The following is a 24,947-nucleotide window of genomic DNA, read 5'->3' as shown; positions in this document are numbered from 1 at the left end:
ATTTTTGACCTATGCGTTAAAAGTCGCGGTTTTTATATTGTATGTATTGTTGCGAAACTTCTTTTAACGCTCCCTTCGTTGCCCCCTTATGCGCTCCCTTATGCGCTCTGCGTAAGCGAAGTCATTCTGGTAGCGTTTCCTCTGATGCCCTCTTATGCGCGCCCTTTCCCGCGCTGCGAAAGCGGGATCATTCTGGTAGCGTTCCCTTCGGCGAGCCCTCTGGCGTGCCTTTTTGCGCTCGACGCCATCGGGGTCATTCTGGCAGCGCTCCCTTTCGCGTTCCCTGTCGCGCTCTTTTTTGCGCCTGGCGAATGCAGGATCTTTGCGAAGCATCCTCAGGCGCTCCCTTTCGCGCGCTGCGTAAACGGGATCATTCTGGTAGCGCGCCCTTCGGCGCGCCCTTCGGCGTTCCTTTTCGAGCTCAGCGTATTCGGGGTCATTCTGGTTGTTGTTGACAACGGATGAGATTTGCGGGGTTGATTGATCTGTATCTGTCGGAGGCTGGATCAGAAAACACTGATTTTCAGGAATATCTGTGTGGGCATGATCATTATTTAACGATTCTATTCTGACTGGTAAGTAAAATAGTTGATCTTCTTTATTAATATTATCAACGCTTGCTATCGACCTTTTTTCCAGCCGGGTATCATCAACAGGATTATGAAAAGGCACCATCGATTGCTGAAGGTACTGTTTAGTAGTTTCAGCAGTACGCATAGCACATAGAATAACAGCAGCTTCTATGATGTCTCGGGAGAAGGCCACACCTGATACGTGAGATTTGGAAAAAGGAGTACCCTGCAAACAGGATAAATGATCAGAAGCTGCATTTAATTGAGCAAAGGTAGCAGGTCTATCCATTGAATTACAAAATTATTGAATTTACCTTAAGACCATTCTTTCTTATAAAAGTTCATCCCTGAAATACTCTGTCTAATATTTATTCAGTAGTGGGTTAAAAGCCTGTTCGGGCATGAATACCCCCCCCCCTCCCCCGAATATGACTTGTTGATCAAAAGGCCAGCAACCATATAGTTAGTGCATTTTTTACCTTACTGGCCAATTAATCTTTGTTCTCAAGACCGGGAGGCTGTCCGGGAATGATGGTAGATTCACATAATGAATCCGTCGATCAAGGCTACTTCATGCCAAAACACTTGAGGATAAAGGCATAGTTAAACGCTTCTTCATCAATCCATTCATAACGCTTGCTGGCACCCGCATGGCCTGCGTGCATATTCATGTTCAGTAGCAGCAGGTTTTCGTCGGTTTTCAGCGCCCTTAAACGTGCCACCATCTTGGCCGGTTCCCAGTAGGTGACCTGCTCATCGGATATCCCGGAGTTAAACAACATCGGAGGATAATCCCCGGCCTGCACATTGTCATAGGGCGAGTACTGCATAATGTAATCAAAGTCGTCGGCACTGGTGACCGGGTTGCCCCACTCTTCCCATTCCGGTGGCGTCAATGGCAAGGATGCATCACTGATGGTGTTAATAACATCAACAAAAGGCACATCGGCCACCACGCAACCAAACAGATCCGGACGCAGGTTGGTCACCGCTCCCATTAGCAAGCCACCGGCACTGCCACCATTAATGGCAATCTGCCCTTTATCGGTATAACCCTGTTTGACCAGGTACTCCGTGGCATCAATAAAGTCATTGAAGGTATTCATCTTATGACGCATTTTGCCATTGAGATACCACTGATAGCCCTTTTCATCTCCACCACGAATATGAGCCGTTGCATAAACGAAACCACGATCCACCAGGCTGAAGAGCTTTGATGAAAAACCAGCGGTCTTGCCATAACCGTAGGAACCATAACCGTAAACCAGGGCACGATGGGAGCCATCCTTTACCAGACCTTTGTTATGAATAATGGTGACCGGAATACGCTCACCGTCCCGGGCGGTGGCATACTCCCGCCTGACCTCATATTTTTCCGGGTCAAAGTTGGGCGTTTCACGGGTATAGACCGCTGTGGTTTGAACCGTCTTCAGATCCAGCTCAAGAACGGTACTGGGCATAACCGGTGAGGAGTAATCCAGCCGAACCATTGTGGCGTTATGATCCCAGTCACCGGAAAAATCCAGTTCATAGGCTTCGTCAGGCATGGATACCCTCTGCCTGGTACCGGATACCATATCCTGTACCACCAGCTCATCCAGCGCTTTGTCGTTATTTTTCTGCTCAATAATCAGGTAATGATTGTAGAAATGAATATCGGTAAGGCTGAGCGTGCTGCTTTCCGCCTGAAGCAGATGCCAATGCTCTTGCTCCCACTGGTTTACCGATGTCTTATACAGCTGGAAGTTATTGGCACCATGAAGATTGGTGAGAATATAGAAGTCATCACTGTCGCCATCACGATAGTGATCAAGGCTGAACACCACATCATCAATGCCATGGGCAAACAGACGGAAATCTATCGCAGCGCGGGAAGAAACATAAACCACCTGGCTGGAGCCGCTGTTGAGATACACCATAATGTATTCACGGTCTGTGGTTTCCGCCAGCGAAAGAAACATCCCGTCAAACTCATCAGGTTTGGAGAACACCAGCGCTTTCTTTTCCGGTCCCTGATGGATATTGATTTTATAGACATGTTTACCACGGGCCTGCTCATCACGCTCAACCACCAGAAGGTGCTCATCATCTATCCAGAGTATGGAGCCGGTACTGTTATGGTAGGTCCACTCACTGTCCTGCCCGGTCGCCAGATTCCGAACCCGAATGCTTCGCTCCATGGAGCCGGTGAGATTATAACCATAAGCAAGAAAGGTATTTGCCCGGTTGGTGACGGACGGGCCAAACATATAGAGGTCCTTGCCATCTGCCTCCTGGTTAACGTCCATATAAACCACTTCCGGCAGATCCATCGAGCCATGACGACGACAGAGAATAGGGTAGTTCTTCCCTTTCTCTTCACGGTAATAATAGAGAAAATCGCCCTTTTTAACGGGCCAGGACTGATAGTCTTCTTTTATCCGGGACAGAATTTCCTGATAAAGCTGCTCCTGAACGACCTTGCTGTCTTTCATTTGGGCATCTTTATAATCACTTTCAGCGTTAAGATAGGCCAGCACCTCCGGGTTTTTAAAATCCAGATCGCCTGCCACAATCTTCTGCCAGTGCTCATCCCGCAACCAGTGGTACTCATCGATACGGGTCTGGTTGTGCTGAATAATGGCGTGTGGAATTTTTTGAGCGACCGGTGCTTTCAAAGGGGAGTTCCTCAGAGGCAGATAATGTCAAAGCCATTGTCAGTAAACACAATGAACGGTTTGCCAGCATACCACGGCCTATTGTGAAAAAACTCAACAGTTAAGAGCAAATGAGTTTAATGCGTACAATCTCCGTTCACCCTGGAGCGGATTCGAAGGATGATTGGCACAGTCTTTATTCAGGGTATTGTGTTAGGGAGACAGCGTCTCCTTTCATATTTATGACAATGGATGGAACTAATTATCGGAATGATAGTCCAAATTAGAAATCAGGTTCAGATCTTCCTGTGTGCAGGTCAAATTAAAATCTACCCCCTGATGTTCAAGAGATACCCACTATACCCAGGAGATAAAATGGATTTTCATAAGATAGATGGTCTGACACTTCAAGAGCTGTATGATACGGTCATGCAGTCACCCATTGGCTTTTCGGCGGAAGATGATTCTATTCAGTACCTTGGCAGGCAGATACGACTGCACAATGGCATCACCGAACTAACAGGGCAAACCTGCAATAACGCCGATGGTAAAGAGCTATTTAAACGGCTGGTTAATCTTCAACCTGATATTAAGAGACAACTACCCGATTCAAAAGCTGAAGCGATACAACACGTTGCCAAAGAAATGGTGGAAAAATTCCGTTATGAGGCAATAGAAAAGTCACCAAACAAAGAGGTGCTATTCGCCGTTTTTGTTGAGAGCATTATATTTACTTTTATGAGTTCGATAAAAACGGCAAAAAAGTTGTACGCAACCAATGCTTTTAGTGATGCTGAAAAACTCCGGATTATGTTGGCTGCTGAAAAAAAGTACAGACACCCAATTTTGGCGAACTGCTGGGAAATGCCGGGGATTCCTTTAGCCCCCCGATTAGAGGAGGCCAAAAGCCAGCTGCAACGTCTTTCTGATACGCCTTCTATGGCCGGGCAGTACCATGTCATTAATGAACGATTGACAACATTACCCACCGGTACAACGGTCAGGGATGGACTTCTGGAGATCCGGCAAACCCTTGAATCGGAAAACAACGAACTTTCCAGACAGCTGTTGAGTGAAGTTGACCATATTGAAGCAAAATTTATCCCGAAAATTGACGAAAGCGGCCGCTTATCAGACGTTGATGATAAAGATTTCAAAACCCATACACGAAGATTGCTGTATCTGTATGCAGCCTGTTCCGGTTTTTCACAGAAGGCAGATATTGAAGAGTTAGCGTCGTACATTCGATCTGCTCTGCATACCGCCGATTCAAATAGCATCTGGCATATTGTTAAAGAGCTGGCCTATTTGTCGAAACAACCGGGCTCCATCGATTATTGCCGTTATGTTGATGCCGTGGCAAATATATTGACAGCGCCTGAAACAAATATTGTCTCAGATTTTGAAGAGCTCAAACAACTCAGTGATATCAATGGGTTTGCTTTACTTGCAAGCCAAAAAACGCTGGACCCTTATCTACAGGCACTCAGAGCAACCATTGATAACATGACCCCGGAATATTCACAGGCATTACTCCCTGCTGTTAAATATCTGGAAAGCAAATTTGCTGCTATATCACTACCTGAACAGAAGCCCAATATCAAAGCGGAGGTGCATCGACTTTTGATAATCATTGCGGTTTGCAAATCTGCCAAACAAATAATGGATACTTCAGTATTGGATCATTTTGTCATTGCTATCATGAGACATGGCAATAAAAAAAGTATTCCCTATCTGATCAAAGGGCTGACTCATCTGCTTCAGAGTGCCCCGAAAATACAGCAAGCACTTGGTAAGCCCGGAGCCAAGAGCAGAGAACATTTGCAACTGGCCCCGCTGCAATTGCTGGGATTTGTGCCCGATATAATCTCAGAAGATGACTTTGAGAAACTCTGTAAATCTCTGCAAGCTTCCGGCACTTGCAAGCGACTGATGAAAGATGGGAAGGTTTTCTATCAGTGGCTGGATACTTTCGAGCAGGCATTGGATAGCAAGGTTATGAATAAGGCAATGCTAACGCAAATTCTGGACAAGCTCATCCAAAGTCCGACTTATGAAAAACTGGGTTTACTTAAAGTAATATTCAAAACAGGAGACAGGTTTAATGAAATTCTGGGCAGCATGGGCTTTACCTGCCAGAAGGAAGGATTACCGTTGTTGATCGCTGAAAAAGGGGCTGCCGTTTTACAGGGAGAAAATAAGGAGGTCGCACAATGGCTATTTAAACAACGACATTGCCATCTCCTGACTTTTTACATGGCATCAATGATAGAAAAAGGGTATGTGGAAGTTACAGAGCTGATCCATGAGTTTGTACAGAGCAGTGCTGACAAAACTTTTATTGAGACCAGGCAGTCACCGGTGAACAATCCACACTTACAGGCCGTTTACCGGAAATTCCCCCAATTCCAAGCCGGTTGGGGGGCGAATTTCAGTAACTTCAGCGAGGAAACCAGAAACAAGCTGTTGTCCCGGGGAGAAACCCTGGAGCTGACAGAAGACCCCTGGGATCTTTTTATCAGTGGACTTGAAGTTAAAACCTGTCAATCACCGGAGGGCGCGCCGTGTTTGAACAGGGCGTTGATGAGCTATGTGATGGATGGACGCAATGCCATGATTGTCAGAAAGAACCAAAAAGGAACGATCCTCAGCAGAAGTGTTATTCGCATGGTGTTGGATCAGGATGATTGTCCTGTGTTATTTCTTGAGATGGGCTATCCCGATAGAAGTTATTTATTGTTCATTGATGCCGCACGGGACATTGCTAACGCGATGGAACTACCTCTATACCACTGCGTGGATTCTAGAAAAGGTGAAAAAGTGAAACTTCTGGAAGGAAGAGCACCTTACGATATGTTTGATGCGATTGAGGAATCTGTAGGCAGAAATAAATTTACGTTTACCTATGTACAACGGGATGTAAGTCAGCCATCTTAGGGTAGACATTAAGCCCAGGCAGCACTCCCAGTACAGAACTCATCCTGAACAGCCACAATATGCACGAGATGGTTGTTCAGGGCGCACAAGATTGGGCCTGTGTGCTGTGGGTGGGCTTAATGTCTACCTTAAGTGGAGAGATCAGGTGGAAAACATAGAGAATATGATTGGATAATATAATTTAAAACCATGACAACACTTTCTCATTATCAACACATAATGAAACAAAGCGATCATAGTTGATGACTTCAAACGGCGCAGACACCACTACCCCGCGAGCCCTTGCATCAATATCCATCACATAAACAGAGCAGCCATCTGGTAAAGCATTCAACCGACTTGCCGGTAACAGCAGTTCATAAACAGCATCTTCAATCAACAACACAGAATCGCCGCTGACAACAGCACGAACACAGAGTGCCATCGCCTGACCGGGCTTATTAACGGTATGCAGCGTACTCATCAGAAATTAAACACCCTGGAATGCTGTTGGATAAACAGAGGCAACTCGCCCCCGGCAAGCACTGTCACCCCTGCCTGAAGCGCATCAGAACGGATACCCCGTTCCTCCAGAGACAGCTGATCCACATAAATGGTATCTATGCCATACAGAGGCAGCACCTGAAGCATGGCGGCAAGATTCTTACGGGGAATATCACCGGCTTCCTGCCCTGGCAATAACTGATAGACCCCATCGCCCATCAGCAAAAGACTGGTCTCAATATCATAAGAAGCTGATACCAGTGCCGTATCGAGCGCCTCACGGGCCGACTGCCCACTGTAAGGAGCCCGGCTGGAAATAACACACACCGAATGACTCATCTCAGGCTCCAAAGGTGATCAGGCGATCGGCCATCAGTGCGCCATCAAGCAACTGCCCCAGTCCGGAAAGCTCATAGCCCTCGCGAAGATTATGACCCGGCAGTTCATAACGGTCAGATTCTGCCTGATCCACAATACCCCGCCTTAATGCCGCCGCAATACAAACCACGGCATCCAGATTGTGTGCCTGGACAAACTGCTGCCACTCTTCAGAAAGGTTGGACTCATCCTGGGGTGGCTGGGCAATGGCGGTCGCCGTATTCACCCCATCCTGATAAAAAAACAACCGGACAATTTCATGCCCCCCGGCCACCAACGCCCGGGCAAAGTGCAATGCACTTTGTGGCGCCTGACTGTTGGCCGGAGCGCCATACACGGCCAGTGCAAACTTCATAACAATAACCTTGCGTTAACAGAAATAAAAAATAGCCAAGCCAAACAAAAAAAGCCCCACCAAATGGCGGGGCCCGATAAAAGCAAAACCAGACATCAGTCGTCGCTACTGGCACCCAAAAGGTGGAGCAGCGCAGTGAACAGGTTATAAATATCCAGGTAAAGGGAAACAGTGGCACGGATATAGTTAGTCTCACCACCGTGGATAATACGGCTGGTGTCAAACAGGATAAAACCGGACATCAGCAGTACAATCAGGGCAGAAAGCGCCATGCTGGCAGCAGGGATATTAAAGAAGATCAGGGCAATACTGGCAACCACAGCGACAATAAGGCCAACCATCAGAAAGCCACCCATAAAGGAAAAATCTTTGCGAGTGGTCAACACATAGCCAGAGAGCGCAAAGAACACCACGGCTGTTCCACCCAGGGCCTGCATAATCAGGGATGGACCATTGGCCATACCCAGGTAATGGTTAAGCATTGGCCCCAGGGCTGCACCCAGCACACCGGTAAAGGCAAAAACAGCGGCAATACCCTTGGCAGAATCAGCGGTCTTGTTAACCACGAACAGCAGGCCAAATCCGACCAGAGAGAGAATCAGCGCCGTCATCTGGCTGATCTGCAGAGCCATGGCAACGCCGGCGGTGACAGCACTGAATAGCAGAGTCATACCCAGCAGCATATAGGTATTGCGCAGAACCTTATTGATTTCAACGCCTGCACCCAGGCTGGTAGAAGCAGCGGTCATTACGGGTTTGCGGTCCATCTTTGTCATTCCTCTATATAGATGTAATACCAGTCATTATATCAGACCAATTTACTGGGGCTATAGTTTTAACAATTCCTGACATTTTGCCTATCTGAATGCTATCTACTATTTTTCACATTTCCTGAGTTGGGAGCATAGAAAAAGATTACCGTTTATCAAGGCGTTGACAGATTTCTGATTTCAGGTAGTATTTGCCTCGTCGCGGAGGGATGGCTGAGCGGTTGAAAGCACCGGTCTTGAAAACCGGCGAGGGTTAATAGCCCTTCCAGGGTTCGAATCCCTGTCCCTCCGCCATATCAGTACTTTTTTCTTCATGCTTCGTGACAGAAAAATCATCCCTGGAGGGATGGCTGAGCGGTTGAAAGCACCGGTCTTGAAAACCGGCGTGGGTTAATAGCCCACCCAGGGTTCGAATCCCTGTCCCTCCGCCACTTTTCTGATTAATCCCCTGCCTCATTGCTAAGTTTTGTACCTTTCCATCGACCCTGAAAAGCGTTGAACCACAAAGACACAGAGACACAAAGTTTCTTTCGTACTTGCCTGAGCTACGCTCGGCAAAAAAAATGGCTTCCTTTGTGCCTTTGTGACTTTGTAGTTCAACGCTTTTTGCTTATTGTCGGACAATGTACAGCTACCATCTATTGGTCTGCACCACCAGGGACAAAAACCGGACTGACGTATATCACTAACCCCCTCTTTACGGTAACCTAACGACCATTTACTGCTAATGGGCCGACAGAAGCACCAGGTCAACAACACCCCCGCTTGCCCGCCCCGCCACCGGTTACCCTTTTATGTCGCAAACACTCACCCTCGAAACCCTGGAATCCTGGCTCTGGGAGTCCGCCAATATCATGCGCGGCTCCATCGACAGCTCCGACTTCAAGAACTACATCTTCGGCCTGATCTTTCTCAAGCGGTTGAACGACGTCTTTGAGGAACGGGTCGCCACCATTATGGCCGATGAAGATTGCACCCGGGCCGAGGCCATGGCGATTGAAGAAGAAGACGGTGACTACTTTGTGCCGCTGAATGCCCGCTGGGATTACATTATTGAGCGCACCGAGAATATCGGGGAGGTGATCGATGAAGCCTTTGGTGATATTGAAGCCCGCAACAGCTACCTGGAAGGTGTGCTCACTGCCATTCAGTTTGGTGATAAAGCCAAGCTGGGCGATGACCTGCTGGCCCGTCTGCTGCGCCATTTCAATCGCTACAACCTGGGCAACCAGCACCTGTACAAAGCCGATATGCTGGGCGATGCCTACGAGTACCTGATCAAACAGTTTGCCGACGACGCGGGCAAAAAAGGTGGCGAGTTCTATACCCCGAAGCCGGTGGTGCAACTGCTGGTACGTCTGCTGGACCCGCAGCCCGGCCATACGGTGTACGACCCCACCTTTGGCAGTGGCGGTATGTTGGTGGAGAGCGCCCACCATGTGGCCGACCTGCCCGGCGGCCAGATTATGGGTCGGCCGAACGTGGCGCTCTATGGTCAGGAGCGCAACCTGGGCACCTGGGCCATCGGCAAGCTGAACCTCTACCTGCACAATATGAACGCCGACCTGCGCCGGGGTAATACCCTGGTGGAGCCGCTGCACCTGGAACAGGACAGTGTACGTGTATTCGACCGGGTGATTGCCAACCCGCCGTTTTCCGCCAAACAGTGGTGGACGCCGCTGGAAGTCAACCTGAAAACCAAAGTGGGCAAAGACGGCAAAGAGAAAGAGGTGGCCCCCAACTACAAGAAAGAGGTCTACGACCGCTACGGACGCTTCGGTTATGGCATCCCGCCCCGTGGCTATGCCGACCTGGCCTTTGTCCAGCATATGCTGGCCAGCCTGAAAGACGATGGTCGTATGGCGGTGGTACTGCCCCACGGCGTACTGTTCCGTGGCGGTGAAGAGGGCAAGATTCGCCAGGGCCTGCTCAAAGGCACCAGCGAGCAGCCCGGTGACCGTATTGAGGCGGTGATCGGCCTGCCGGAGGCGCTGTTCTATAACACCGGCATTCCTGCCTGCGTGTTGGTTATCAATAAGCAGAAGCCCGCCAACCTTAAGGATAAAGTGATCTTTATTGATGCCAGCGGTGAGTTTGCCGAGGGCAAGAACCAGAACAGTTTGCGGGTGCAGGATATTGACCGTATTCATGAGGCGCACAGTGCGGCTTTTCATAATGGTGTGGAGGAAGAGAAATATTGTCGTCTGGTGCCGATGGGTGAGATTGCTGGTAATGATTACAACCTGAATATTGCGCGGTATATCGATACTTCGGAAGCAGAAGTGCCGGTGGATATTGTTGGGGTGCTTGGGCAGTTGGCAGTTATCAGTGGGCAGTTGGCAGAGGTGGATGAACAGTTGGATGGGTATTTAAAGGAGTTAGGATATGGTGCCTGAAGACTGGGTAGTCAAACCTATTTCAACAATAACAAGATGGAGTTCAGGTGGAACCCCATCAAAAAACAAACCTGAATATTGGAATGGCAGCATTCCCTGGATTTCAGCGGCCTCAATGCGAGGAATGTATTACTCAGACTCTGAACTCAAAATAACAGATCAAGCTGCCTGTGTTGCAAAAATGGCGGAGCCTAACACTCTCTTGCTTCTTGTGCGTGGTAGTACGCTATGGAATAGGATTCCAGTGGGCATTACGACTCAACAAGTTGCATTTAACCAAGACGTTAAGTGCATTGAGCCTATCATGCCGTTCATTACCCCTGAGTTTCTCTTGAACTGGTTTTTAGCTCATGAACATCAATTACTAAACATGGTGACAGGAACTGGGATAGGTGCTGGCAAGTTGGAAACCTCCGATTTACAACAGCTTGAAATTTACCTTCCCCCACTCCCCGAACAGAAAAAAATCGCCCGCATCCTGTCGTCCGTCGATAGCAAGCTGGCCCTGATCGACCAGCAGATCACCACCACCCAAACCCTGAAAAAGGGGTTGATGCAGAAGCTGTTTACCCAGGGTGTCGGCACCCAGGATATTGATGGCCGGTGGCAGCCGCATACCGAGTTTCAGGAGTCAGAACTGGGGAGGATTCCGACGGGTTGGGCTGTTACCAAACTTGATGAACTCGTGACCCGAGGCAGCGGCCACACGCCAGATAAGCAACATCCGGAATATTGGAATGGTGGAATAAAATGGATATCTCTAGCTGACTCTTCTCGACTGGACAAAGGTATCATTTCCACAACAGACAAAGAAATCTCATATCTGGGGATAGATAATTCCTCGGCGGTTCTTCACCCAAAAGGAACTGTGGTTATGTCACGGGATGCAGGCATCGGCAAAAGTGCGTTAATGGGTGAGGATATGGCAGTCAGTCAACACTTTATCGCTTGGAGTTGCGAACAAAAAGGCAAGTTGAACAACTGGTTCCTTTACTACCTGCTGCAATTAATGAAACCGGAATTTGAACGTATTGCGATTGGTTCTACGATCAAAACAATTGGACTGCCCTACTTCAAGAAGTTGAAAATAGCCCATCCGATCGAAATTGCGGAGCAAAATGAAATCGCCCGCATCCTCTCAACAGTTGACCGCAAACTGGGTCACCTGCAAACCCAAAAAACCCAAACCCAGCAACTAAAAAAAGGCCTGATGCAAAAGCTCCTGACCGGCCAGATACGCGTTCAGCCCGACCCTCAGGATAACTAATCATGGATAACCCGGAACTGGAAGGCGTAGAAAAACCCGCCATCGCCTGGCTGGTCAAACTCGGTTACACCCATCTCAGCGGTGCCGAGGTGGGCCGCCAGCAGGCGCACCGCCATATGGCACCCATTCTGGAGGATGTGCTGGCTGAACAGTTGCTGCGCCTCAACCCGTGGCTGGCAACACTGCAAAAAGAGAGCGGTAACAGTCCCACCGCCACCGTCCTGCGGGAGCTGCGCAAATTCTGGCAGGAGAACCTGTTGGAAGCGAACCAGAACGCCTGGGCGTCGTCGATTCATGGCAGTAATATCCAGCTTGCTTACGGGACAACCACCATCGAGTGGATTTTTCAGGCCGAACCGGGGCTGAAGCGGCACTACATCACCGTTGAGCGCGGTCGGCCGGTGTTGTTGCGGGGCAGAGCCATTCCCGAAGCCGAACAGCGGCAGTTAATCCGCCAGCGGACCCGCTGGATTCGGGAGCGACTGAAGCAAGTGAACCAGCCTTGCAAGGAGACATTCGTCACCGGCAGCCGGGCATTACTGATTTTGCTGATGCGCCGCTTGGACTGAACTACCTCACCCATTCGGATGGTAATTCTACCCGTTTATTTACCAAGATCTTCTATTAGGCAATATGGACCAGCCTTTGAATCGGGGGCTCGCTTCCTATCACAGTTTTACCTGCTCAAACTTCGCCTTCGAGCCATGGCTCCATTTAACCTTAAAGGCAGAACCACCCGTCATCCGTTCAGCCTGCTCCATGATAGACGGCCACCAGCGGACCAGGTTATGCGCTTTACTCCAATACTGTTCTTGTGACCACTGCTTCGCCAGGAAAAAAACGGTAAGCCCACTCCGACGCAGTGCCTCTTTTTCTGCATCCCCTTTTTTAAAACGATCCTGCGATATGACGACCCATCCGCTGTCTTTAGTCAGCTCAGTGATCCAGTCAATATCTTTGATAGACGACTGGAATTTATCGCTCAAGGCGAAGACTTCTATGCTGTTGTCATAGGAGCAGAGCTCGCGCAGAGCATGGGCCAGTTTGGGAGGAAGATTGTTGTCAATGAGGTACTTCACCGGCGGCAATCCTTTGCTCAAACTGAACGGCGGCATTAACTGCCGAAACATCAATTTCATAGAGACTTGCCACCATACGGGCATTCTCACCTTCTGCCAGCCAACTGTGATAAATCACTTCGGTACCAATACCTGCTTCAGTGATTACAGGTTTGCCAAAAGATCGTTCAGGATCAAGCACAATCTTCTTGCTATTCAGCACGGGGAACCAGCGAAGCGCATTATTTTCGCCACTGTCGTATTCAATACCGGTATACAGCGAAGGCTTTATCACCCTGTTAAAAACATTCTGCTTTTTGACCAGATCGACCAGACCGTCATCGCCCGCAACCGCTTTCACTTCAGCAAAGATACTCCTGCCATCCGTCTGGAAACGCCTGCAAGTGAATGGATAGGGTTGGTGAAAAAATTCTCTGGCATGCTCTGCGGCCTCACGAATCGCTGGCAGAGAAACACCGTAACGTCGGAAAGCATTAACAAATCGTATTTCGAGCAAATCCTGAAAGCTGATGGTATCCGTACAGTCAGCATTGACCTCAGAGTGCCATAAGGGGGGCTGCTTTTTCCGGCTACCTGATTCATAACCCCGCATCCAACCGCGAATCGTCCTTGTGGGAATTCCAGTCAGGATCGAAGCCTCGGTAACATGGTAGAGCCCGACACCAATCAACAACGACATCCCCCCTCCTTGTTCTTCTAACGTTTGCGGGCGTAAGTAAACATCATCATGTATAGGATGACAAGTCAATCGACAGGAAAAGCAGTGGCTTGATCAATGTTGTCGATCAAAAGGCTGTGTCCAACAGAGTGTACTTGCTGGACACGTTTCTGATGACTGGCAAGTGGTTGATCTGCCGTGTCTAACAAACTCGATATCGGTCAATTGGACAGGGTGTAAATCAAGGTCTGGTTTTTCCTTTACTCAAAAAAGATGTAAAAGGAAGCAGTAACGTGAAAGGCCAGAACGTCGGATACATCTGGGTTAGCAGCATTGACCAGAACACCAGCCGCCAGCTTGATGGTATTGAGCTGGATGCCGTTTCAAATGATGGGCGCTTTTGCCGAGTTCGAGCGGAGCATGATCCGGGAGCGGCAGCGGGAAGGGATTGCAGCAGCCAGAAATCAGGGCAAGCGGATTGGCGCAAAACCCAAGCTCACATCTGAACAGGTGAAAGAGCTGGTTCGCCGTGTGGCTGCAGGTGAACAGAAAAAGGCGCTGGCTGAGGAGTTCTGCATTTGTAGACAAACACTCTATAACCTTTTGTGAAAAACTCTAAACCTGAAACTAGATATACTGTCCCAGTACATTGGGATCATCTACCCAAGGGAAAACATTATGGTCATGATAATTGGTGAAGAGCCAGGTGAATACCTACGCGATAATGGTGAAGTTATTATCAGAAAGACTGGTGCAGGGCTGACCGAAATAGATTGCTGTACTCAATCGACCTATCATTTCTCTAAAGTCAATAATAATGTCCATTTGGTGGGGAAAGCTGAAAAATCAGAACTACCAGAGGGACAATATTGTGATTCTCTGCATCTAAAGACACCACATCCCCATACGGACAACAGCAGGTAGGGCTAATCTTCTGTGCTTCTCAAGGCACTTTTGATAAGTCCCCTCATGCATTCCTTTAGGCTTATAGGGCGGGTCTGTAGCAAGCTCACTGCCAGTATTGGCAAGTTTCTCTTTCATCGCCCGGCATGACTTTATGGATCGGTCGAAATGGCCAAGTGTCTGACTATGGTAAAGGGGACCATACCAGCGCCGGTGGGCAAATCCATTTCTACCCATCAATAGTTTACCAGCGCGAATTTCCAGCATAGGACAATAGAAGTAGGGTCTGCGGGTTTTGCCTTTGAGCGTACTGCCCCATTCAAAACCGATCACCTGCTCCCTGGTCTCAATTTTCCCGGCATCATTCCAGACAGGATACTCAACATGCAGACACTGCTCCCAGCCCCAGAATCTGGTCTTGTATTTCATCCTGATGGCGAATGACTTGCCAAACCGGATCACTGTTTTTCTTCCGGGTTCCAGTAATCCATTTCGGTAAAGCCAGCATATATCCAGGGTATAGTAATCCTCGATATTTTTTTCACCGCTGGCTTTTCTACCGCTGTTATAACCTCCCATACACTGTTCCCTGTAGAACCTAAATCCCTATCAAAAAAGAGCTTCTGGCGTATGATGCAGACGAAAATTGATATGACAGGACTATGGTATAGCTTCTGCCCTGTTAGAGGAAACCCTCATGCAAGAAGGGTCGTACAGCGAATCCAAATCACTCATCCCTGAGTGAAAGGGTTAACATCTGGTTATCAAAAGTACGCCAGAGCTTCCAACTGAATAAAACCGGTTTGGTTTCACCCTTGGCTAATAAAGCTGTTATAAATCAATTGAAATACGACAGCTCGCTCTTGAAAACCGGCGTGGGTTAATAGCCCACCCAGGGTTCGAATCCCTGTCCCTCCGCCAAATTGACGATTATGGCCCCGTGTTTTCACGGGGCATTTTCGTTTGCGCCGAGTATGGCGCGTAATACCAATTGGTAGTACTCCAATACACATGGTGGTGGACCGGGAGGAGAGAAGGACAATGAGCTCCCGAGAACGAGGGTTGCCTCAGGTGTCACTCGATTCAGAAACCGGAGCATCTTTGATCGCTGATCTGCCTGCAATTAATTTTTTAGAGAAAGAAGTATCCTTAACAAGGAAACTAAATATTAATTCTCTAGTAGGCAAAGGTAAATTCTCTGACCATAATTCCTTATTTGAATTAAACTCTCCAACTCCATCAGCCGAAGGGGGAGAGAACATTGAGATAATGTTAAAACTGGATGCTATCTTTTTGTACTCCTTGCTTCCCTCCTTATAATCCATTCTCAACTGTAGCTTTGCCAGCTCAAGCCCCATAGAAGTAAGCACGGAATACAGTCTTTTATCCTCTGCACTATCAGCCAACTCACATTTATCAAAATCAATAAGCCTGGCTGTTTGAGAATCGTCATCAAACAAAATATTTGCTGGCTTGAAATCATAATAAATAACTTTGTTCGCCACTAGAAAATCTGCTGCTTGCAAAAACTGGAATGCAAGATCCAAAATAAACTCCGGTGTAATTTTTTCAGGAGATTCCTTAATGTAAGATTCTAATGTGCCTTTTCCAAGTTCAAAGACCATATTGAGGTTATTGTTTTCTTTGAAAGAGCCATAATATTTGACAATATTGGGATGTTCTTTGTTTTTCAATACCTCTAAAATTCCAAGTTCTTTCTCAGCCAATTTTTCCAGTGCAGGCAGGTAAACACTACGTTTTTTAATAGCGACATCAAGAATTTTCTCAGGCATCAGGAACTGCCCGGTACTAACGGCTCCTGCACATCCGGATGCAAAATGCTCTCCTATTTTTACGGATTCACTGGAAAGCTTGTCGCCATTGACGCTGAATTCATATGAGTGCCGGGTATCGTCTTTGGCTTGCTTTTCTGCCTGACTATTTACAAGCTTTTGATCAGCTTCCTTGACACTGCCATAAGTAATACGAGGCTGTGCAGGAATCTGTGATTTGCACTCTTGATTTGCTGGTTGGCTCAGTTTATTAAGCCCCCCTTTTTCAGTACGCACTCGATGGCTACAGAATGCCCCTTCAGGAAGGATTTCGGTTGTTGTCTTAGTATCTGGCAGGTCGAATTTGCCGTCAGTTTTTATTAGTTGATTGATTTCATTCATAATAAAATACCTTTATTAATACGCGATACCCGGGTTTGAAGTAGATACCAAGAAATGGAACTTTCCTGAATTATCAGGGCTACATTGTACTTTTATTTTTTTATTGACCAGTTCCGAAACTAACTGTGCAAAGAAAATCAATCTCTAACCAGAGTGTTAAAAGGGCTAACAAACAATAGAAAAGGCTTTTGAACCTTAAATGGCGGCCAGGCTGGGTTGGTGTAACCTGGTAGATGCTTAGCTTTCGATAAGAGCTCTTAAAAATCCACTGCAAGACCTCTTCACCAGCCATGACTGTACACCACCCTATCCCAGTCTATGTCTCCCCTATATCACTGCACTCCCGTTTGCGGTAACCTAACGACCATTTACTACTAATGGGCCGACAGAAGCACCAGGTCAACAACACCCCCGCTTACCCGCCCCGCCACCGGTTACCCTTTTATGTCGCAAACACTCACCCTCGAAACCCTGGAATCCTGGCTCTGGGAGTCCGCCAATATCATGCGCGGTTCCATCGACAGCTCCGACTTCAAGAACTACATCTTCGGCCTGATCTTTCTCAAGCGGTTGAACGACGTCTTTGAGGAACGGGTCGCCACCATTATGGCCGATGAAGAGTGCACCCGGGCCGAGGCCATGGCGATTGAAGAAGAAGACGGTGACTACTTTGTGCCGCTGAATGCCCGCTGGGATTACATTATTGAGCGCACCGAGAACATCGGCGAGGTGATCGACGAAGCCTTTGGTGATCTTGAAGCCCGTAACAGCTATCTGGAAGGTGTGCTCACCGCCATTCAGTTTGGCGACAAAGCCAAACTGGGCGATGATTTGCTGGCCCGTCTGCTGCGCCATTTCAACCGCTACAACCTGGGCAACCTGCACCTGTACAAGGCCGATATGCTGGGCGATGCCTACGAATACCTGATCAAACAGTTTGCCGACGACGCTGGCAAAAAAGGCGGCGAGTTCTATACCCCGAAGCCGGTGGTGCAGCTGCTGGTACGGCTGCTGGACCCGCAGCCCGGCCACACGGTGTACGACCCCACCTTTGGCAGTGGCGGTATGTTGGTGGAGAGCGCCCACCATGTGGCCGAACTGCCCGGCGGCCAGATCATGGGGCGGCCAAATGTGGCGCTCTACGGTCAGGAACGCAACCTGGGCACCTGGGCCATCGGCAAGCTGAACCTCTACCTGCACAATATGAACGCCGACCTGCGCCGGGGTAATACCCTGGTGGAGCCGCTGCACCTGGAACAGGACAGTGTGCGTGTATTCGACCGGGTAATTGCCAACCCGCCGTTTTCCGCCAAACAGTGGTGGACAACCCTGGAAGTCAACCTGAAAACCAAGGTGGGCAAAGACGGCAAAGAGAAAGAGGTGGCCCCCAACTACAAGAAAGAGGTCTACGACCGCTATGGACGCTTCGGTTACGGCATCCCGCCCCGTGGCTATGCCGACCTGGCCTTTGTCCAGCATATGCTGGCCAGCCTGAAAGACGATGGTCGTATGGCGGTGGTACTGCCCCACGGCGTGCTGTTCCGTGGCGGCGAAGAGGGCAAGATTCGTCAGGGTCTGCTGAAAGGCACCAGCGAACAGCCTGGTGACCGTATTGAGGCGGTGATTGGCCTGCCGGAGGCGCTGTTCTATAACACCGGCATTCCTGCCTGTGTGTTGGTTATCAATAAGCAGAAGCCCGCCAACCTTAAGGACAAGGTGATCTTTATTGATGCCAGCGGTGAGTTTGCCGAGGGCAAGAACCAGAACAGTTTGCGGGCGCAGGATATTGACCATATTCATAAGGCGCACAGTGCGGCTTTTCATAATGGTGTGGAGGAGGAGAAATATTGTCGTCTGGTGCCGATGGGTGAGATTGCGGGTAATGATTACAACTTGAATATTGCGCGGTATATCGATACTTCGGTGGCTGAAGTGCCGGTGGATATTGGTGCGGTGCTGGGTCAGTTGGCAGTTATCAGTGGGCAGTTGGCAGAGGTTGATGTGGAGTTGGATGGGTATTTGTCTGAATTGGGATTGGTGGTGGTTTCACCTGATGTGGAGGTGTTGTAATGTCAATTGCCACTATCGAACCCTGTATGGTAAGCCCAATAGGAAAAGTACCAGCTGAATGGGAATGCATAACAATTGGCCAACTATGTAATGTCAAACGAGGAGCTTCCCCGCGCCCAATCAGCGACCCAAAGTGGTTCGGTGGGAGCACTGGTTGGGTTCGAATTTCTGATGTCACTCAATCAAATAAATATCTGAGGACAACAGTTGACTTTTTATCCGAAGATGGAGTGAGGAAGAGTGTCCGGGTAAATATTGGGGAAGTCATTCTCACTATCTGTGCAACGATAGGAGTGCCCATTATTGTAGATACAGATGTCTGCATCCATGATGGATTTGTATGGTTTGAAAACTTACCAGACAGAGTAAACCGCGAATATTGGTACTATTTTTTAGCATCCAAAACTGATGAATTCAAAACATATAAACAGACTGGAACTCAAGGTAACCTCAATACTGCAATCGTGGGTAGCGTCGAGTTTGGACTTCCCCCACTCCGTGAACAGAAAAAAATCGCCCGTATCCTGTCGTCCGTCGATAGCAAGCTGGCCCTGATCGACCAGCAGATCACCACCACCCAAACCCTGAAAAAGGGGTTGATGCAGAAGCTGTTTACCCAGGGTGTCGGCACCCAGGATGTTGATGGCCGGTGGCAGCCTCATACCGAGCTTCAGGAAACGGAGTTCGGCTGGATACCAAAAAATTGGGATGTTAACACGTTAATTTCAAAGTGTTCTGTTATCAAAGATGGAACACACTTTTCGCCTAAATCTAAAGATGGCCCATGTCTTTACATTACCTCTAAGAACATCAGGTTTGGTCGGATGGACTTGACCGATGTTGCATATATTTCTGAAGAAGAACATAAGGCCATTTATGCTGGGAGCCCTGTCAAACAAGGCGATGTTTTATTAACAAAAGATGGCGCAAACACTGGAAATGCAGCGATCAATACACTGGCTCGCGAGTTTAGTTTGCTTTCAAGTGTTGCCTTTTTGAGAGGTCAACCCACCCATTTAGACAACAACTTTTTACTGCAACTTATCCTCTCACCGAATAGTCAACAGATGATTAAATCTGAGATGGCTGGTCAGGCCATTACAAGATTAACGCTAAAGAAAATCTCAAGCTTTAGGTTTGCCTTTCCACCGTTTGAGGAACAACAAGAAATTGCCCGCATCCTCTCAACCGTTGACCGCAAGTTGGAAAACCTTCAAGCCCAAAAAACCCAAACCCAACAACTAAAAAAAGGCCTGATGCAAAAGCTCCTGACCGGCCAAATCCGCGTGCAGCCCGACCCGCAGGACAACTAACCATGGATAACCCGGAACTGGAAGGCGTGGAAAAACCCGCCATCGCCTGGCTGGTCAAACTCGGTTACACCCATCTCAGCGGTGCCGAGGTGGGCCGCCAGCAGGCGCACCGTCACATGGCTCCCATTCTGGAGGATGTGCTGGCTGAACAGTTGCTGCGCCTCAACCCGTGGTTGGCGGCGCTGCAAAAAGAGAGTGGCAACAGCCCCACCGCCACCGTCCTGCGGGAGCTTCGCAAATTCTGGCAGGAGAACCTGCTGGAAGCGAACCAGAACGCCTGGGCGTCGGTGATCCACGGAAGTAATATCCAACTCAAGGATGCCCGTGGTCGTGCCCATAGCATACGCTTTATGGATCAGGGCAACCCCGCCGCCAACCGCTTCCATGTGGTGGATCAGTACATTGGCAGCAACAGCGAGGGCGATGAGTTCCGGCCGGATCTGCTGCTGTTTATCAACGGCCTGCCCCTGGCAATGATCGAGTGCAAGGCCAGCCATATCAAACTGAGCAAGGGCATTAACCAGCTGCTCGCCTATCAGAACAGTCACCCGCGCCACTTTGTCTTTAACCAGGTCTGTGCGGCCATTAACCGTGGTCAGGCCCGTTACGGGGCTATCTACACGCCAGAAGCCTTCTACTTTCGCTACCGGCTGGACGATGCCGAAGAAGCCATCGTACGACAACGGCTTGGCACAGAACCCAGCGAACAGGATCGTCTGCTGTGGGCGCTGTTTGAGCCGACCCGCTTTGTGGAGCTGGTCTGCCAGTTTGTGCTGTTTGAAGTGGAAGACGGTCGCACCCTTAAAAAGCTGCCCCGATACCAGCAGTGGCGGGCGGTGCGTAAGGCGCTGGCACGACTCACCAGGGCTGATGGCAACGGTGTGGTTGGTAGTGCTGGCACTGGCGGCGTGGTCTGGCACACCCAGGGCAGCGGCAAGTCCCTCACCATGGCTTATCTGGCCCGCTACCTGCGGGCTGAAAGTGTTGGCCTGAATAACCCCAGCATTCTGGTGTTAACCGACCGCACCGACCTGGACCGGCAGATTTTCAACACCTTCACCAATATCGGCCTGCACCCGCTCAAAGCACCGTCGGTGGCGGGGTTACAGCAGATGCTGGGCAACGACTACGGCAGCATTTTCACCAGCACCGTGCAGAAGTTTCAGGAGCACGATGGCAAACCCATCAAAGCCGCCCGGCACGACCCGGATGAAGACAGTGCCGATCACCAAACCCGTATCCGCCGGGTAGAAGACGGTGGCAACTATTTTATCTGTGAGGACAGCAACACTAACTTCGGCCAACTGGACGACACCGGCGCACCACTGCCACCGCTCTGGCAGGAGATCAGCCGGGAAAAGGTGGATTTTCTGGTACTCTCCACCAAACCCAACTTTTATGTGTTGGTGGATGAAGCGCACCGCAGTCAGTACGGATTTCTGGCTGCGTTTATGCGGGCCAGCCTGCCCAATGCCAGGTTTATCGCCTTCACCGGCACCCCCATTGCCAAACACGACAAAGACACCCTGCGGGAGTTCGGTGTCGGGGACTATATCGACACTTACCGCCTGGACGAAGCCGTGGCCGACGGTGCCACCCTGCCCATCAAATACCAGGAGGGCATGACCGAGCTGACCACCGATGCCCGTCTGGATAGCGCCTTTAACAACACCTTCGGGCAGGAAGACGAAGGTCGCCAGGCGAAACTCAAACAGGCGCTGCTGAAGAAACGACGCACGGCCAGTGATCGTATCGAGGCCAATACCCGGCATCTGGTTGATCATTTTCTGTCGTCGGTGAAAGCCCGGGGGTTCAAGGGGTTGCTGGTGTGCAACGGTCGGGAGATGGCGGTACGTTATAAAGACACCCTCGACCGGCTTATGGCCCAGCGGGCCGCCAATGGCGAGGAGACCTTCGAGAGTCGGGTGGTGATCTCCCTGGGCAATATCACCGAAAACCGTACCGGTGCCGATCAGGTGCAGGAAGCCGCTGGCCAATACCAACTGGATAACAAGCCGCCGCAAACCATCGAGGAGCGCATCAAGGCAGAGCGCAATGTCGGTCAGGTGCCGGTGGCGGTACCCAGCGATGAGATTCCCGCGTTGGTCAACACCCTGTTCAAAAAAACCTATGGCGATGAAAGTCAGAATGACAGCAATGCGCCCGATGGCCAGGGCATCCGGTTTTGCAATATTGGCCTGCTGATCGTCTCCGATATGCTGCTGACCGGCTGGGATGCGCCCATTGTCAGCACCCTGTACCTGGACAAACCCCTCAAAGAACACACCCTGCTACAGGCCATCGCCCGAGTGAACCGCACCCGCAAAGGCAAGAATGCCGGGTACATTGTCGACTATTACGGTGTCGTCGAGTACCTGGACGACGCCCTGAAAATCTACAGCGGCGACGTGCAACCGGAACAGATCTGGACCGATATCAACAGCGAGCTGCCGAAACTGGAAGCGGCACTGCAAAAGGTGCTGGACCTGTTGCCGAAAAAGCACGACCCGATCCACCAGCCGGAACTCTTCAAAAACGACGCGGAGCAATACCTTGATCCGGACGTACGACTGGATGTGGTGGATGACTTTCTTGCGGCCTTCAAGGCGTTTAACGCCCGCCTCGATACCCTACTCCCCGATCAACGGGGTGCCCGCTACAAACCGTTTTTTCAGGTGTTGGCAGCGATCAAGGATGCCGTGCGCCAAAGCCTGCCCGATGACGCCTATCAGGGGCCACTGAGCCAGCTGGAGTCGGCCCTGCTGCAACAATTGCTGGACGATTACATCGCCGCCGATGAGGTTCGCAGCCTGATCGGGCGAGAAGTCTCCATTCTGGATGCCGGTGATATGGAGCGCCTGCGCAAGCTCAAGGCCGCAGGCAGTCAGGCGCTGGTGATGAAAAACCAGCTTAAGCACACCATTGCCGTCGGCATGAGAAAGAACCCCGGCTTCTTCGGAAAATTGCAGGAGGAGCTAGAGAAACTGCTGGCGGACGAAAAAGCCAACCGCATTGAGCAGGCGGCGTTTTTGTTGCAACTGGAGCTGTTCTGCCAGCAGGTGCGGGAGAAAGCAGCGGGCGGTCAGCAGGCCGGGTTCAATACCCCGGCCGAGGTGGCGGTATTTGATTATCTGCGCAGCCAACTGAACGATGATGGCGAAACCGCCGCCGTATGGACGCAAGCGCTGTTTGCCGATCAGGAAATCAGCCAGACCATCGCCAGCCCGGTATGGCAGGAGAAAACGGAGATTCACAAACCACTGCAAACCTGTATTCGCCAACAGCTGCGTACCCTGGCCGGTTGGGATATGACCGTGGCTCGTCAGCACGCCACCGAACTGCTACATATATTGCTGAACAACTGACAGGACGCTCACCACCATGCCGCTGTTTGCTTACGGGACAACCACCATCGAGTGGATTTTTCAGGCCGAACCGGGGCTGAAGCGGCACTACATCACCGTTGAGCGCGGTCGGCCGGTGTTGTTGCGGGGCAGAGCCATTCCCGAAGCCGAACAGCGGCAACTAATCCGCCAGCGGGCCCGCTGGATTCGGGAGCGACTGAAGCAAGTGAACCAGCCTTGCAAGGAGACGTTCGTTACCGGCAGCCGGATTCTCTACCGGGGCAAAACCTGGTACTGCCAGGTGCAACCCGCTGCGGAACTGAGCAAGCCGGTGATCCGCTTTAGTAACAGCCGTTTCTTTATCCAGTCACCCCAGGGGGACAGCATTTCCCGCAAAGCCCTGAAACCGGCGCTTGAGGGGTTTTACCGCGATAAAGCCAAAGAGAAACTGCTGCCCCGCATTCGTTACTGGCAACGGGCAACCGGTTTGCAGGCGGTCTCGGCCCGGCTGTTCAAGTTCAAAGGCCGGTGGGCCAGTTGTTCCGATGACAATATCCTTGAGTTTCACCCCCGCTGTATGGAGCTGTCTCCGTCAGTGTTGGATTACGTCATTGTCCATGAACTGTGCCATACAGTGGAAAAGAGCCATAATCCGGCATTCTGGCATCTGGTGGAGAAACATTACCCTTACTGGCAGCGGTGCCATGGGGAGATTGAGCGGTTGGGGGTTGAGGTGTAATGATGAATGGCATTACCAAAGGAACAGCCTATGAGAAGTCGAAGGCCGTCAATGACCCGTACCCGGGCACTACTGGTTTTGCTGATGCAGCGTTACCAACGGTTTGATTACTGGCTTACGCTACTGGAAATTCATAAGTTAGCCTATCTTCTGCAACAGCAAGGTGGGAAGAAGTCTCCAGGCTGATTGATGGTTATGAAACGCCCTATGTTATGGAGCTCCTGACTTCTGTTCACTGGATTAACAATTAACCGGCCTCATTACCGGAGGCTGGTATCAAATCAAAATTACGGATTACCATTAGGAGGCGATGATGACGCGTATTCCAACCAACCGAGCGCCCACTCATCCTGGCGAAATGTTGCGGGAGGAGTTTCTGCTGCCAATGAACATCACCCAGCAAGAGCTTGCTACAGCGATTCATGTCCCTTATCAGCGGGTCAATGAGCTGGTCAATGGCAAACGGGGGCTTACCCCGAGTACAGCCCTGCGCCTTGCCCGTTTTTTTGGCATGTCCGCAGACTTCTGGCTGAACCTCCAGCAACGATGGGATCTGTTCAAAGTGCAGCAAGCTGAGCAGGATGATATTGAGCGTATAAGTAGTTAACCAAATGGAATCGTATTTTCTGACTAAGTGGGCAGTCACTCTGCGGCGTTACAACTACGGTCACATAGCTACGGCTATGCTCCCTACGTTGTGCCTTGCATAGTAACTGCCCACTTAGCCAGAAATATACGATTCCATTTGGCCAACTACTTAGAGCCCATCCAACAACAAAAGCAGGCCTGAAATTTTCGTCTTTATACAAGACTGAACTGGACTAAAGATTCTTATTAGCAACGAATTCAAGTTGAACTGTGCAGGGAAAATGC

General features: G+C 50.0%; 21 protein-coding genes and 2 tRNA genes. 13 read left to right on the top strand and 10 right to left on the bottom strand.

The window, feature by feature from the left end; genetic code table 11:
* Window positions 1-63 precede the first annotated feature (63 nt).
* Both CX664_RS16785 and CX664_RS16780 read right to left on the bottom strand, forming a co-directional pair.
* Window positions 64-717: a hypothetical protein gene (locus CX664_RS16785; protein ID WP_146000073.1), complete on the bottom strand. Its 654-nt coding sequence runs from the start codon at window positions 715-717 to the stop codon at window positions 64-66.
* 421 nt (window positions 718-1,138) lie between these two features.
* Window positions 1,139-3,229, bottom strand: a complete 2,091-nt coding sequence (locus CX664_RS16780; RefSeq protein WP_101747857.1) for a S9 family peptidase — start codon at window positions 3,227-3,229, stop codon at window positions 1,139-1,141.
* A 354-nt stretch (window positions 3,230-3,583) separates the two neighbouring features.
* Here CX664_RS16780 and CX664_RS16775 point away from each other — a divergent pair, with 354 nt between their 5' ends.
* Entirely contained in the window at window positions 3,584-6,145 is a 2,562-nt protein-coding gene (locus tag CX664_RS16775) for a hypothetical protein (protein WP_101747856.1), read from the top strand.
* A 181-nt stretch (window positions 6,146-6,326) separates the two neighbouring features.
* Here CX664_RS16775 and tusB read toward each other — a convergent pair whose 3' ends face one another.
* From tusB to CX664_RS16755, 4 genes are all read right to left on the bottom strand, one after another.
* The gene (gene tusB, locus CX664_RS16770; RefSeq protein WP_101747855.1) at window positions 6,327-6,608 is read right to left on the bottom strand and encodes a sulfurtransferase complex subunit TusB; all 282 of its coding nucleotides are present in this window, start codon (window positions 6,606-6,608) and stop codon (window positions 6,327-6,329) included.
* Window positions 6,608-6,967: a sulfurtransferase complex subunit TusC gene (gene tusC / locus CX664_RS16765; RefSeq protein ID WP_101747854.1), complete on the bottom strand. Its 360-nt coding sequence runs from the start codon at window positions 6,965-6,967 to the stop codon at window positions 6,608-6,610. Before tusC ends, tusB begins: the two co-directional genes overlap by 1 nt.
* A 1-nt stretch (window position 6,968) precedes the next feature.
* The gene (tusD, locus tag CX664_RS16760) at window positions 6,969-7,361 is read right to left on the bottom strand and encodes a sulfurtransferase complex subunit TusD (protein ID WP_101747853.1); all 393 of its coding nucleotides are present in this window, start codon (window positions 7,359-7,361) and stop codon (window positions 6,969-6,971) included.
* 95 nt (window positions 7,362-7,456) lie between these two features.
* Window positions 7,457-8,128 carry a Bax inhibitor-1/YccA family protein gene (locus CX664_RS16755; RefSeq protein WP_101747852.1) on the bottom strand — a complete coding sequence of 224 codons (672 nt, stop codon included), beginning with the start codon at window positions 8,126-8,128 and terminating at the stop codon, window positions 7,457-7,459.
* Between the two features lie 206 nt (window positions 8,129-8,334).
* Here CX664_RS16755 and CX664_RS16750 point away from each other — a divergent pair.
* The 5 genes from CX664_RS16750 to CX664_RS16730 all read left to right on the top strand — a co-directional run bounded on the left by CX664_RS16750 (window position 8,335) and on the right by CX664_RS16730 (window position 12,363).
* Window positions 8,335-8,425, top strand: a tRNA-Ser gene (locus CX664_RS16750).
* 46 nt (window positions 8,426-8,471) lie between these two features.
* A tRNA-Ser gene (locus CX664_RS16745) sits at window positions 8,472-8,562 on the top strand.
* A 363-nt stretch (window positions 8,563-8,925) separates the two neighbouring features.
* Window positions 8,926-10,527, top strand: coding sequence for a type I restriction-modification system subunit M (locus tag CX664_RS16740; protein ID WP_101747851.1), 1,602 nt, complete (start codon window positions 8,926-8,928; stop codon window positions 10,525-10,527).
* Complete coding sequence (locus CX664_RS16735; protein ID WP_101747850.1) at window positions 10,517-11,794, top strand: restriction endonuclease subunit S; 1,278 nt, start codon at window positions 10,517-10,519, stop codon at window positions 11,792-11,794. The genes CX664_RS16740 and CX664_RS16735 overlap by 11 nt, the downstream gene beginning before the upstream one ends.
* 2 nt (window positions 11,795-11,796) lie before the next feature.
* Window positions 11,797-12,363: a hypothetical protein gene (locus CX664_RS16730; protein WP_101747849.1), complete on the top strand. Its 567-nt coding sequence runs from the start codon at window positions 11,797-11,799 to the stop codon at window positions 12,361-12,363.
* 99 nt (window positions 12,364-12,462) lie between these two features.
* On the opposite strand, the gene CX664_RS16725 is transcribed toward CX664_RS16730, so the two are convergent.
* A complete protein-coding gene (locus CX664_RS16725) occupies window positions 12,463-12,873 on the bottom strand; it encodes a PIN-like domain-containing protein (RefSeq protein WP_101747848.1) in 411 nt (136 codons plus the stop codon).
* Window positions 12,857-13,552: a DUF433 domain-containing protein gene (locus tag CX664_RS16720; RefSeq protein ID WP_101747847.1), complete on the bottom strand. Its 696-nt coding sequence runs from the start codon at window positions 13,550-13,552 to the stop codon at window positions 12,857-12,859. Before CX664_RS16720 ends, CX664_RS16725 begins: the two co-directional genes overlap by 17 nt.
* Before the next feature lie 312 nt (window positions 13,553-13,864).
* Here CX664_RS16720 and CX664_RS16715 point away from each other — a divergent pair, with 312 nt between their 5' ends.
* The gene (locus tag CX664_RS16715; protein WP_420810367.1) at window positions 13,865-14,140 is read left to right on the top strand and encodes a recombinase family protein; all 276 of its coding nucleotides are present in this window, start codon (window positions 13,865-13,867) and stop codon (window positions 14,138-14,140) included.
* Between the two features lie 276 nt (window positions 14,141-14,416).
* Here CX664_RS16715 and CX664_RS16710 read toward each other — a convergent pair whose 3' ends face one another.
* Both CX664_RS16710 and CX664_RS16705 read right to left on the bottom strand, forming a co-directional pair.
* Window positions 14,417-15,013 (bottom strand): hypothetical protein, encoded by a 597-nt coding sequence (locus tag CX664_RS16710; RefSeq protein WP_101747846.1) that lies wholly within the window; start codon window positions 15,011-15,013, stop codon window positions 14,417-14,419.
* A gap of 488 nt (window positions 15,014-15,501) precedes the next feature.
* A complete protein-coding gene (locus CX664_RS16705; protein WP_101747845.1) occupies window positions 15,502-16,608 on the bottom strand; it encodes a protein kinase family protein in 1,107 nt (368 codons plus the stop codon).
* 444 nt (window positions 16,609-17,052) lie between these two features.
* Between CX664_RS16705 and CX664_RS16700 the strand changes: the two genes are divergently transcribed.
* From CX664_RS16700 to CX664_RS16680, 6 genes are all read left to right on the top strand, one after another.
* On the top strand, window positions 17,053-18,678 hold the full coding sequence (locus tag CX664_RS16700; RefSeq protein WP_101747844.1) for a type I restriction-modification system subunit M: 1,626 nt from the start codon (window positions 17,053-17,055) through the stop codon (window positions 18,676-18,678).
* Window positions 18,678-19,991, top strand: a complete 1,314-nt coding sequence (locus CX664_RS16695; RefSeq protein WP_101747843.1) for a restriction endonuclease subunit S — start codon at window positions 18,678-18,680, stop codon at window positions 19,989-19,991. Before CX664_RS16700 ends, CX664_RS16695 begins: the two co-directional genes overlap by 1 nt.
* A gap of 2 nt (window positions 19,992-19,993) precedes the next feature.
* A complete protein-coding gene (locus CX664_RS16690) occupies window positions 19,994-23,356 on the top strand; it encodes a type I restriction endonuclease subunit R (RefSeq protein WP_101747842.1) in 3,363 nt (1,120 codons plus the stop codon).
* A gap of 16 nt (window positions 23,357-23,372) precedes the next feature.
* The gene (locus CX664_RS16685; RefSeq protein ID WP_101747841.1) at window positions 23,373-24,074 is read left to right on the top strand and encodes a M48 family metallopeptidase; all 702 of its coding nucleotides are present in this window, start codon (window positions 23,373-23,375) and stop codon (window positions 24,072-24,074) included.
* A gap of 30 nt (window positions 24,075-24,104) precedes the next feature.
* Window positions 24,105-24,260, top strand: coding sequence for a hypothetical protein (locus CX664_RS26500; protein ID WP_180966526.1), 156 nt, complete (start codon window positions 24,105-24,107; stop codon window positions 24,258-24,260).
* Window positions 24,261-24,384: 124 nt separating this feature from the next.
* On the top strand, window positions 24,385-24,681 hold the full coding sequence (locus CX664_RS16680) for a HigA family addiction module antitoxin (protein WP_219622215.1): 297 nt from the start codon (window positions 24,385-24,387) through the stop codon (window positions 24,679-24,681).
* Window positions 24,682-24,947 lie beyond the last annotated feature (266 nt).

The organism is Endozoicomonas acroporae (assembly GCF_002864045.1).
Classification (GTDB): domain Bacteria; phylum Pseudomonadota; class Gammaproteobacteria; order Pseudomonadales; family Endozoicomonadaceae; genus Endozoicomonas; species Endozoicomonas acroporae.
Note: the sequence above shows the minus strand (reverse complement) of the source record. Positions and strands in the feature narration are given on the sequence as shown.